This is a genomic window from Agrobacterium sp. 6Ca8, assembly GCF_055382765.1.
The window spans coordinates 1,319,173-1,330,943 of record NZ_AP026434.1; the positions used below are offsets into that span (position 1 = coordinate 1,319,173).

Below are 11,771 nucleotides of genomic sequence, written 5' to 3' on the forward strand. Positions count from 1 at the left end.
CCCGGTGAGGAAATGCCGCCACAACAGTGGTGAAATTTCCGGGGTTTTGTACAAAACCGCAAAAAGTTACAATACCGGACAAACTTTCTCAAGTTATTGGGCACTTCGAGAGCGGGCCGTGGAAGCGGCGATTGGGGCATCAACTTCTGGAATTTAGCAATGAACACTGAAATGAATGGCGTCAACGGCAGGACCGCGCGACTGCGCTACGGGCAGGCAGCCCTTCTTGCCTGCACGGCGCTTGTGACGGTACTGCCCGCTCGTTCGCTGGCGCAGGAGGCCGCCAATACGGGCGGTAGCACGGTTCTCGAGCGCATCACCATCGATAGCGGTGACAATGACCAGAAGTCGATCGTCGCAACCCGCACGACAAGCGGCAGCAAGATGGCAACCGACATTCTCGATACGCCGGCCGCCGTTTCCGTCATCACCGCCAAGGAAATGCAGCAGCGTGGCGTGCAGACCGTGGAAGAAGCCTTGCAATACACGGCAGGTGTGACCACGGATTTCTACGGCTCGGACGACCGTTTCGACTATTTCAAGATTCGCGGTTTCGACGCCTACACCTATCGCGACGGGCTGACGCTCGGCCGTCCCTTCGGCGCGCTACGCGAAGAGACCTATGCCTATGAACGCGTGGAAGTCCTGAAGGGCGGCAATTCCACGACCTTTGGCGTATCCGATCCCGGCGGCTCGGTGAACTACTCGACCAAGGTTCCCAAACGCAGCCGCTTTGGTGAGGCCTATGTGACAGGCGGTTCCTATAGCCGCGCTGAAACCGGCTTCGATTTCGGCGACAACATCACCAGCGACGACACCCTGTCATACCGCCTGACCGGCAAGCTCAGAAATGCCGACGCGGAATATGACTATTCCCGCGACGATGAAAAATTCTTCATGGGCGGCCTGACATGGCGGCCCACCGATGCCACCAGCCTCACCGTCGTTTACGATCATCTCAACAAGGACGGCGTTCCCGGCGGCGGCGGCCATCCGGTCGGCTCGCATTTCGACAGAAGCCGTTTCTTCGGTGAACCGGACTATAATTACCGCGGCACCAACCGCAATTCGCTGAGCGTGATGTTCGACCATGATTTCGGCTCTGGCCTGACGCTGAGTTCGAACGCGCGCTACAGCAAGGCAAACACCGATTTCGGTTATGCGTATATCTCGTCCACACCGACCAATGGCTCGACCATCGCCAACCGTTCCTATTTCGGCAACGAGACCGAAACCGAGAATTTCCTGATCGACACCCGGCTGCAATATGACGCGACGTTCGAAAGCGTCGAAAGCCGCAGCCTTGTCGGCGTTTTTTATAACGACTACTCGTCTGGCAGCAAAAGCTACTTCGGTTCTGCGCCGGACATCAACTGGCTGAACCCGGTCTATACCGGTGCGCCCGCGTCGGTGCCGCTCTACGCCAGCTCGTTGACGGATCAAAAGACAAGGGCAATCTACCTCCAGCAGGACCTGACCTTCTTCGACAGGCTGACCGTCAGCGCCGGTCTGCGCAATGACTGGATCGACACCGACCAGACCAACAGGCTGAACGGCACGACGGCAAGCGGCGACATCAGCGAACTGACAAAGCGCATCGGCGTGTCTTACAAGGTCACGAACGAGATCGCGCCCTATATCAGCTACGCCGAATCCGTGGTGCCGGCCTCGGGCCTGACCGTCGAGCCCGAACGCGGCGAGCAGATCGAGCTTGGCGTGAAGTATCGACCGGATGCCTTCCCTGCCCTGTTCACGGCATCGATCTACGACCTCAAGAAAAACAATATTACCGTCACCAGCCCGATCACCAGCCTGCCCACCACCATCGGCGAGGTGCGCGTGCGTGGTCTCGACCTCGAGGCCAAGGCGGAGGTTACCGACGAGCTGAGCCTGACGGCGGCCTATTCCTATCTCAACGCGGAAATCACCGAAAACGGCATCGCTGGCAATGTCGGCAACCGCCCGCAATTCGTGCCTGAACATCAGGCCTCGCTTTGGGTAAACTACTCGCTGGCCGGCAACGACAAACGCGGCGACATGACCTTCGGGCTCGGCGGACGCTTCACCGGCTCGTATTATTTTGATGACGCGAACAAGGTTTCGACCGGCAGCAGCGTGACCATGGACGCAGCGTTCAGCTACAAAATCCAAGAAACCACCTCGCTTGAGGTGAATGTTTCCAACCTCTTCAACGAGAAGCACGTCTCTTATGGCGGTTTCGGCGCAGACTTCTACAACCCCGGCCGAGCGTTCTCGGCTACGCTGCGCAAGACGTGGTGAGGGTAAGTATATCTCTACTTTTCAACATACTACGTAACCATCCTAACGTTCCACGTCATCACCTGGGGTGACGTGGAACGAAGCTCGAGGCATGCGCCGAACCCGCTCCGCATAGACGGCAAGGCGACCATTCAAAGCAGCCTGTGCATGCGCCGCCAGGCGGCTGGCGTATTGCCCACGGACTGGCGGAAGGCTTTGGTCAAATGGGCCTGATCGGAAAAACCTAGCTGGGCGGCAATATCGGCCACCGTCAGATCGCCTTCGAGCAACAGTTTCTGGGCAAGGCTTATCCGCCGCTCCAGTTGCCATTGCAGCGGCGTCTTGCCCGTTGTCTGGCGGAACACCGTTGCGAACCAGCTTTCCGAAAGCCCGACGATGTCGGCCATTTCTGCAACCGTCATGCGGTCGTCACCGCGGCTTTCGACACGGAAAAGCAACTTGTTCATCTGCGCCTGCGTCAGCCTGCCATTTACCTGTTCCGGCGAAGATCCGGGAATATCGAGAAGACCGGCGACGATGCTGCCAACAAGGCTTTCCGCATAGACCGCATGTTTCGAAGGCTCGGCGAGTTCATCGACAAGCAGTCCAGCCAGTGTTTCGACCGAACCGATATCCTGTATCTCGACCGGGCGGCGCAAGGCTGTCATCGCCGCCGAACTGCCGACCGATGGCGACAGGAAACGCAGCAGGCGGTCCTTGTGGATATGCAGATTGAGATGCGAAAACCTGTGCGTAGCATTGCTGCTCGTCCACATCGGAACACCGGCCGGCACATAGACCGCCCGCGTCATGGGGCGGGAATGCTGCGTGAACTCGCCGTCGCGGTTGGAAATGCTGATGCGCGACGAGACATCGTTGAAGAATATCATGATACGTGGATCGGCGGCCAGGTAATAACCCTTCGCGCCCATCTGGCTCTCTGCCTCCCAGAAGGCGCTGACGAGCCCGTCCAGCTGGCGCCATTTGACCGGCGCAGTGACGCTGATCCCTTCCGTGTGCCAGGTCATGGAGTGCCAGAAACTCAATGCGGGTACCGTTCAGTTGTCGAGCCGAGGTTGTAAGACATGCGCGTCACGATAACGGCGCCGCACGCTCCACCATATGAGGCCGCAATAACATGACTTATCAATTCATGTTAATAGCAAAGATGGTTGTAATGCAAAACATTGCTGTGCTGCCAGTCGATCCCGCTCCAATGTGAGCCTTGGAACCTCTGCCCCGACCAGCCGTTTGATCTCCAGACAAATGAAATCACGAAGGGAGATCACTATGAACGACAAAAGGGAACCCGGCGATTTCGCCGACAAGAAGCGCGAAGAGCAGGGCCGCGGCGTCATCGTCGCTGGGCCGGATGCGCATGAGAATGAAAAGGGCGGCAAGGCGCCGGGGGATAGTGGCGAAAAGCCATCACCCGAAAAACCGGTTCCATCCTCAGACCGCAGATAGAAAATTGCCCCTCCCTGATCGCTCAGGGAGGGGCTTTTTTGGACTAGTCAGCCTTATCAGACAAGGTCGAAACGGTCGGCGTTCATGACCTTCGTCCAGGCGGCGACGAAATCACGCACGAACTTTTCCTTGTTGTCGTCCTGCGCATAAACTTCCGCATAGGCACGCAGGATGGAGTTGGAGCCGATAACGAGGTCCACGCGGGTCGCCGTATATCGGGTTGCTCCGGACTTGCGATCGCGAATCTCATAGAGATTGCCGCCGGTCGGAACCCAGGAATAGGCCATATCCGTCAGCGTTGTGAAGAAATCGGTGGTCAGAGCACCTGGGGTCTGCGTGAACACACCATGCGCTGCGCCGCCGTAATTGGCGCCAATGACGCGCAGGCCACCGATGAGAACGGTCAGTTCCGGCGCCGTGAGGCCCAGAAGCTGAGCGCGGTCCAGCAGCAGTTCTTCGGGGCTGACGACATAGTCCTTCTTCACCCAGTTGCGGAAACCATCCGCCAGCGGCTCGAGCGGCGCAAAGCTGTCTGCATCAGTCTGCTCGGCTGAGGCATCGCCACGACCGGGTGCAAAAGGCACGGCGACATCGAAGCCGGCTGATTTCGCCGCCTGCTCAACACCGTAGTTGCCGGCGAGAACAATGACATCAGCGATGCTGGCGCCAGTCTCACGGGCAATCGGCTCCAACACCGAAAGCACATGGGCCAAACGGGCGGGCTCGTTGCCTTCCCAGTCCTTCTGCGGCGCAAGGCGGATGCGCGCACCATTGGCGCCGCCGCGCTTGTCCGAACCACGGAAGGTACGGGCGCTGTCCCATGCGGTCGAGACCAGATCGGCGACCGCCAGACCGGAAGCGGCGATCTTTGCCTTTACGGCAGCGACATCGTAGCTCGTGGAACCTGCCGGGATGGGATCCTGCCAGATCAGGTCTTCTGCGGGAACATCCGGGCCGAAGTAGCGGGACTTCGGGCCCATGTCGCGGTGGGTCAGCTTGAACCATGCGCGGGCAAAGACCTCGGAGAAGTGGTCCTGGTCATCCTTGAACTTCAGCGAAATCTCGCGGTAGATCGGATCGACCTTCAGGGCCATGTCGGCATCGGTCATCATCGGGATGGTGCGGATCGAGGGATCCTCGACGTCAACAGGCTTGTCCTCTTCGGCAATGGTGATCGGCGCCCACTGGGACGCGCCAGCCGGGCTGTGCGTCAATGTCCACTCATGCTTGAACAGCATGTCGAAGAAGCCGTTGTCCCACTTGGTCGGTTCGCTTGTCCAGGCACCTTCAATACCGGACACCACGGTGTCACGGCCGATGCCGCGACCCTTGGTGTTGATCCAGCCGAGACCCTGATATTCGGGGCCTGCTGCTTCCGGATCGGGGCTGAGGTTGGCGGCGCTGCCGTTGCCGTGCGACTTGCCGATGGTGTGGCCGCCTGCGGTGAGCGCGACGGTTTCTTCGTCATCCATGCCCATGCGGGCAAAGGTTTCGCGCATCTGCGCGGCTGTCGCAAGCGGATCGGACTTGCCGTTGACGCCTTCTGGATTGACGTAGATGAGACCCATCTGCACGGCGGCAAGCGGATTTTCCAGCGTCTCGGGCTTGGTTACGTCACCGTAACGACCATCGCTCGGTGCCAGCCATTCCTTTTCGTCACCCCAATAGGTGTCCTTTTCGGGAGCCCAGATATCCTCGCGGCCGAAGGCGAAACCGAATGTCTTCAGACCCGCGACATCATAAGCGATCGTTCCGGCGAGCGCGATGAGATCGGCCCAGGAAATCTTGTTGCCGTATTTTTTCTTGATCGGCCACAGCAGGCGGCGGCCCTTATCGGTGTTCACATTATCGGGCCAGGAATTGAGCGGTGCAAAGCGCTGGTTGCCGGTGTTGGCACCGCCGCGTCCGTCCGTCACGCGGTAGGAACCGGCCGCATGCCAGGTCACGCGGGCCATCATGCCCACATAGCTGCCCCAGTCGGCCGGCCACCATTCCTGGCTTTCCGTCATCAGGGCGCGCAGATCGGCCTTCAGGGCTTCCACGTCGAGCGACTTTAGCGCTTCGCGGTAATTGAAGGAGGTGCCGAGCGGATTGGTCTTGGTGTCGTGCTGATGCAGGATATCGAGGTTCAGCGCGTTCGGCCACCATTCGGTAACCGATTTACCGGAGGCCGTATTGCCTCCATGCATGACGGGACACTTGCCAGCCGGTTTTGAAGTTGCGTCCATTTCGCCCTCCGATGGGTTTAGTAATTAAACGACATAGTCAATTCGACATGCGCAGCATGTTGGAACCACAGCCCACAGCAGATCATCCTTACGGAAACCGCTCAGTGACGCTGGTGATACCGAACAGCTACATCCTCTTTCTGTCATGACGATGACTAACAGCCAGGTTCCATAATTTCCAATTGTATATTCTAAAGGCTGCGATATGCTCAGCTTATGATTGGACTATCGATGAAACACCTGCGTTATTTCGACGCCTTGGCGAAGATCGGCCATTTCGGGCGGGCGGCGGAGGCATGCGCCATTTCCCAGCCAGCACTTTCGCTACAGATCAGGGAACTGGAAGAGCTGATCGGCGCGCCTCTCGTCGAACGGGGCAGCCGCCAGATAAGGCTGACCGCTCTCGGCGATGAATTCGCCGAACGCACCCGCCTGATCCTGCGTTCGGTGGACGAATTGCAGGATTTGGCGAGGGCAAGGCACGGCCCGCTCAGCGGCCGCCTGCGCATCGGCGTCATTCCAACCGTCGCGCCCTATCTTTTACCGCAGGTCATTAAGACGCTAACCCGGCATTATCCAGGACTGGAAACGCGCCCGCGCGAAGCGGTGACACAGAAACTGATCGAGGACCTTCTGGAAGCCCGGCTGGACATGGCAATCGTCGCGCTTCCGGTGTCTGAAGCGTCGCTGGAAGAGGTTCCGCTGTTTTCCGAGGAATTCATTCTGGTCCGGCCGATGGAGGATGCGGGGATGCCGGTGCCAAGCGCCGGCAAGCTCGGTGAAATGCGCCTGCTGCTGCTCGAGGAAGGCCATTGTTTCCGCAATCAGGCACTGTCTTTCTGCAGTACAACGAACGCGCCGCCGCGCGTGCTGATGGAGGGCAGTTCGCTCTCGACGCTGGTCCAGATGGTAGGCGCCGGCATCGGCGTCACGCTCATTCCGCAGATGGCTGTCGATATGGAAACGCGGCAATCCACCGTCTCGGTATTTCGGCTGGCAGAGCCAAGACCATCCCGCACCATCGGCATGGTGTGGCGCAAGAGCAATCCGCTCTCGGCGCAGTTTACCCACATTGCCGAGATCGTCCGCGAATGCGGCCTGCAAAAACTCGGCCGTGTTGCCGATGCAGCGGCGTGACGGTGTCGAGGGCCAACTCGGATCTGCGGCCTCAACTCTTCACAGCACTACCAGCGTTACCCTCGCAAAGCCGGTCGGCCATGGCAAAAAAGGCAAGCTTCATCTTGCTGCGTTTGTCCGCGCCCTCGAGGGTTGAAACCGGTACCTGAAAACCGAACACGTCGTCCGGCTCGGCGGAACGTTCCCGCCAGAATGCGTCTATGTCGGAAAGCAACATTTTCTGCCGCCGCGCGCGACGATAATTGATCGGATGTCTGGCGTGGGAGACTGCGAAATAGGAACCCGCTTCCGTCTCGATTAGGCCTTGCAGCAGCATCAAAACGGCATCCTTCGGGCGAAGACCCGCAAGGTCGCGCGTTACTGCCACCATCTCCTGCTTTGCGGCGCGTGGCCCCTGCATGCCGCCAACGGCGATCGTCCTGTACCCTCCCCCATCCTGCGTCACGAAGATAAACTTCGTCGTCCACAAGGTGACGTCGTCACGGGTTCTGATCAGCCGAACCGCGAGAGCGCCTTCGTGGCGGCCGCCACATAAATCCGCAAGAGCAAGCGTGCAGCGATATTCGTCAGCACGGCCGCCTATGGTGCCGATTTCGACCGTTTTTCCACTCCAGAGCGCAGCCATAACCTCTCTGGAAAAACAATCGCTGGCGATGACGAAATTCTTCATGAGAAAATCCAGCCGTCTTCCATAAGAGATTTTGCCGACGAGGAATTTCGACAGGGGTTTCTGAAGAAGCTCGTCATGCGGCGGTGGCAGTTTTTGCGTCGCCGAGAACCGGGACAGAAACCGCCACCACCGCAGGGTTACAAGCGGATGAGCCAAAAAACGCATCCAGAAAAGGAAACCCCGTTTCCAGTGGGCGCGCATAGCGAAGGTCGCAACGCTCCAGGCCAGGGGAAAACGGAGGAGTTCCAGCCCATCGCCAGTCATCGTTTGCGCAGCGATGACCGGCTCGGGTTTCGCCGAGTTTTTTTCCGCAGCGAATGCGGCGATTTCAGTATGCGACATCGTAAAATTCCGGGGAGTATGACTGTTTGGACTGGGGCGTGGAGTGATTTGGCCGGGACTGTGCGCGCCCAGGATGAACCGAATATGAAATCGGATTGGTGCTCTGCTGCGATCATTGACGCTACGGCATTGCGCGAGGTTCCGGGCCGGCGACGCGCTTTCTACGCGCCGTCTTCTCGCCGGCAATCCGGAAGAAAACGATCCGGTGGGTGCGTCACTGTGAGTACTCCGGTTGGCACGGTTGATCCCGTGCCCACACATTATGACCGCGAACGTTGCGGCAGCATTACAATCGCCGCGACCGGTCTACAGCGCGCAAAGCGCTATCAGAATCGAACCCGGAACGTGCTTCCAGAGGGGTTGCTTTCCAGCACGATACGGCCGTTATGATTGGCGACGATCTTCTTGACGAGGCTGAGGCCAAGTCCGGCACCCGTGCTTTTCGGCGTGACCCGATAGAAAGGTTCGAATATCCGCTCCTGCTGGTCCTCGGGTATGCCCTGCCCCTCGTCGGAAATCGCGATTTCGCCGTTTGCGAGAACCGAGACATGGATCAGCCCCTTGTTTCCACCATGGTCGATGGCGTTGCGCACGATATTGCTGATGGCGCGCGGCAGGGCGAAGGGGTTGCCTTGCATGTCGTATTTTTCGATCTGCGTTTCGAAGGAGATGTCGTAACCTGCCGAAAGCGCAAGCGGCGCGAGCTCTGCCACCACCGTGCGGGCGATATCGACAAGGTCCACCACCTCGCGCCGGTCGTTCACCTGATCGTTTCGCTCAAAGGCCAGAAGCTGTTCGGCGGTTTCACCGAGCCGCGCGACATCCTCCATCAGGCGCTGCTGGTCCGGTCCGGGCAGGCCCTCTATCCGGGTCTGCATGATTGCAATCGGCGTCCTCAATTCGTGCGCGGCATCGATCAGAAAACGTTGCCGCGCCTGGAACTGCTCTTCGAGCCGCTCGAGAATGCTGTTGAAGGAAACGATCAACGGAACGACTTCGCGTGGCACATCTTTGACAGGAAGCTTCGAACCCGGTCGTCGCGGGTCGATCTCCGGTGCTTTTCTGACGACGGAACTCAGGCCGGCAAGCGCCCGGCGCACAATGTGCGGCACGGAGAAAAACACCGCAGGCAAAAGAACCGCCAGCAGGGGGACATAAATCGGATAGGTGCCGGCAAGAAGCGTCAGAAACGACGCTCGTGCATTTGAGGTTCCGCCGAACATGATCCTGACGGGCCCCGACGTCGTTTCGATACTTTCAGCCGAAGCGACCTCGGATATGCCGCTGCCGCCGCGAATATCGGCGTCCGTCATCAGATGAACGTAGCGTGCCAGTTCTGCATAAACAGCCGGTACGGTGCCGAAGGTGGCCGCGTGACCGTCAGGCGTCGAGACCACGAACCACAACGTCTCATTCTTCGCCTTCAAGGCACGTAATGCCGGCCCCTCGGTAACGACCAGACCCTTTTGCGGATCAAGCGAAAGCGACTCGTCAAGCGTCGCCGACAAATCGTTCCAGAGCCCGATATTGGGCGAGAGCTTCATCACCCCGTAAACGCAGAGCCCGACGATGACGACAGCGATCATGGAGGAGACGACAATGCTGAGCTGCCAGCTCAATTGCCACCACAAGGAGGGATTGGACTTGCCCTCCGCTTTCATGTGTCTTCCCTGAGCAGATAACCGATGCCGCGAATATTATGCACGCTAACCCCGGCCGAAGCGTCAAGCAGGCGTTTGCGCAGTCGCGATATATGCGCATCGAGCGCATTGGACTGGATTTCCTCCTCGTAATTGTAGACGGCGGCCTCAAGGGTCGAGCGCAGCACGGATTTGCCCTTTCGTTTCGCCAGCGTGATGAGGACCATCAGCTCGCGCCTTGGCAGATCAAAGGGAAGCGAGTTGATCGTGACGCTGAGATGAAGCGGATCGATCACGATGCGGCCTGCAGCGATTTGCGACGGGGCGATGCTTGCCGGCCTTCTCAAAACCGCGCGCAGCCGCGCCAGCAGTTCGCCGACAAGAAACGGCTTGCCAAGATAGTCGTCGGCGCCGCCATTCAGCCCCTCGATCCGCTCCTCCGGTTCATTCATCGCCGTCAATAAGATGATCGGCGTATCGATACCGGCGCGGCGCAGCTTTGGAATGAAGGTAAGTCCCTCCCCGTCCGGCAGACGACGGTCGAGCAGAATCGCATCATAGACATGCTGGCGCGCCAGCTCCATCGCATCGCCGAGCCGCATCGTATGGTCGATGACGATCCCCTGCTTGCCGAGCGTCGTCGACAGCGCATCCGCCATTTCCTTTTCGTCCTCAATCAACAGAAGTCTCATTTGCCACCGTCCCTTCGCCCCCTCCTTGTCTGCCAGAAAGGTTGCGACAGTATTGCGGCGCAGAAGATGCGGGCGGGTAATGCTGCTGCAATTATGAACACTTATCCAGAAGCCATCAGCCTGCAAGACAGGCGACATGACCGCTCGATCGGTCACAGGATGAGTTTTGCCTGGAAGGATTATGTTATGTGGGTGAAAAGAACGATCAAGGCGGGGATCGCGCTTGCGGGCTGCGCTCTCGTCGTCACGGCTCTCGATCCGGCGCGCGGAAGCGTCGATGCGAACGAGCGCGTCAAGGGGATCGTGGCGTCAACCTCGATGAGCCCGGCCGGTATCCCGTTCGAACTGACGGCTGCGGAAATCGCAAGGATCGGCACACGAGCGATGGCGGAGCGGCTCAGCATCAGTGGCGAACTTCAGCCGGTCAGCCGTGTCGTGATCCGCGCCCGCGAGGCTGGAAAAATTCTGGATATGAATGTCCGGGACGGGCAGGCGGTGCGGGCGGGCGACCTGCTGGTACGGTTCGAAACCGAGGAACTGCAATCGACTCTCCTGCTGCGGCAGAGCGACCGGGATGCGGCCGAGGCCGAACTCACACTGGCGATGCAGGCCCTCACCCGAACCGAACAGCTAGCGTCAAAAAACATCGCATCGACTGAACAGCTCGACAAGGCGAAGAGCGATGTCGTTGTGAAAACGGCAAGGCTTCAGAGCCTTTCGGCGCAGGTGGATATCGCCCGCCTTGCCCTTCGCAATGCCGAAATCCGCGCGCCTTTTGATGGCACCATTACCCGCCGGCAGGCAGAAGCCGGCTCCCGCGTCAGTGCCGATGGTGAACTCATGACGCTGGTCGATAAAAGCATGCTTGAGGCGAAGGTTCTCGTTGCCACGCGCGACATCCCACGTGTCGCCGTTGGCCAGACCGCCGAACTCGATATTGACGGCATCGGCGGCCAGCCTCTCAGAAGCACCGTTGAGCGCATCAGCCCGGTTGCCGAAGACGGGACGCGCTTTGTCGCCGTCTATCTCCGGCTTGCCAACCGCGACGGCCGGCTGTGGGGAGGAATGTTCGCCAGCGGGTCCATCCTCGTGCGCGAAAAAAACGATGCGCTTGTCGTTCCTGCAATCGCGCTTCGCAAAGACGAAACCGGCTATCACGTCCTTAAAGTCCTGAACGGCCACCTTCGCCGCCAGACGGTGGCTGTGGGATCGCGCTGGAACGATGGCAGCCTGATCGAGATAGGCGCCGGTCTAGAGGACGGTGAGACGATCCTGACCGCACCGCTTCCCGAATTGCAGCCCGACATGGCCGTTACCGTCGACAAGGCAGGCTGAG

9 protein-coding genes are annotated in these 11,771 nt (G+C 59.3%); 4 read left to right on the forward strand and 5 right to left on the reverse strand.

What is annotated here, in order from left to right; all coding sequences use genetic code 11:
* The first annotated feature begins 159 nt into the window (after positions 1-159).
* On the forward strand, positions 160-2,280 hold the full coding sequence (locus ACZ5A6_RS20270) for a TonB-dependent siderophore receptor (RefSeq protein ID WP_464111335.1): 2,121 nt from the start codon (positions 160-162) through the stop codon (positions 2,278-2,280).
* 131 nt (positions 2,281-2,411) lie between these two features.
* Here the strand turns inward: ACZ5A6_RS20270 and ACZ5A6_RS20275 are convergent, their stop codons facing one another.
* Positions 2,412-3,305, reverse strand: a complete 894-nt coding sequence (locus ACZ5A6_RS20275; RefSeq protein ID WP_198927084.1) for a helix-turn-helix domain-containing protein — start codon at positions 3,303-3,305, stop codon at positions 2,412-2,414.
* 244 nt (positions 3,306-3,549) lie between these two features.
* Here ACZ5A6_RS20275 and ACZ5A6_RS20280 point away from each other — a divergent pair, with 244 nt between their 5' ends.
* The gene (locus ACZ5A6_RS20280; RefSeq protein ID WP_035200363.1) at positions 3,550-3,726 is read left to right on the forward strand and encodes a hypothetical protein; all 177 of its coding nucleotides are present in this window, start codon (positions 3,550-3,552) and stop codon (positions 3,724-3,726) included.
* A gap of 56 nt (positions 3,727-3,782) precedes the next feature.
* Here the strand turns inward: ACZ5A6_RS20280 and katG are convergent, their stop codons facing one another.
* Positions 3,783-5,954, reverse strand: a complete 2,172-nt coding sequence (gene katG, locus ACZ5A6_RS20285; protein ID WP_111804001.1) for a catalase/peroxidase HPI — start codon at positions 5,952-5,954, stop codon at positions 3,783-3,785.
* A gap of 216 nt (positions 5,955-6,170) precedes the next feature.
* Here katG and ACZ5A6_RS20290 point away from each other — a divergent pair, with 216 nt between their 5' ends.
* The gene (locus ACZ5A6_RS20290; RefSeq protein WP_013761123.1) at positions 6,171-7,091 is read left to right on the forward strand and encodes a hydrogen peroxide-inducible genes activator; all 921 of its coding nucleotides are present in this window, start codon (positions 6,171-6,173) and stop codon (positions 7,089-7,091) included.
* 31 nt (positions 7,092-7,122) lie between these two features.
* On the opposite strand, the gene ACZ5A6_RS20295 is transcribed toward ACZ5A6_RS20290, so the two are convergent.
* The 3 genes from ACZ5A6_RS20295 to ACZ5A6_RS20305 all read right to left on the reverse strand — a co-directional run bounded on the left by ACZ5A6_RS20295 (position 7,123) and on the right by ACZ5A6_RS20305 (position 10,435).
* Entirely contained in the window at positions 7,123-8,103 is a 981-nt protein-coding gene (locus ACZ5A6_RS20295; RefSeq protein ID WP_065660290.1) for a DUF535 family protein, read from the reverse strand.
* A 326-nt stretch (positions 8,104-8,429) separates the two neighbouring features.
* The gene (locus tag ACZ5A6_RS20300; protein WP_464111336.1) at positions 8,430-9,764 is read right to left on the reverse strand and encodes a sensor histidine kinase; all 1,335 of its coding nucleotides are present in this window, start codon (positions 9,762-9,764) and stop codon (positions 8,430-8,432) included.
* Positions 9,761-10,435: a response regulator transcription factor gene (locus ACZ5A6_RS20305; RefSeq protein ID WP_004431205.1), complete on the reverse strand. Its 675-nt coding sequence runs from the start codon at positions 10,433-10,435 to the stop codon at positions 9,761-9,763. The genes ACZ5A6_RS20300 and ACZ5A6_RS20305 overlap by 4 nt, the downstream gene beginning before the upstream one ends.
* 186 nt (positions 10,436-10,621) lie before the next feature.
* Here ACZ5A6_RS20305 and ACZ5A6_RS20310 point away from each other — a divergent pair, with 186 nt between their 5' ends.
* Positions 10,622-11,770, forward strand: coding sequence for an efflux RND transporter periplasmic adaptor subunit (locus ACZ5A6_RS20310; RefSeq protein WP_464111337.1), 1,149 nt, complete (start codon positions 10,622-10,624; stop codon positions 11,768-11,770).
* Position 11,771: the final 1 nt, after the last annotated feature.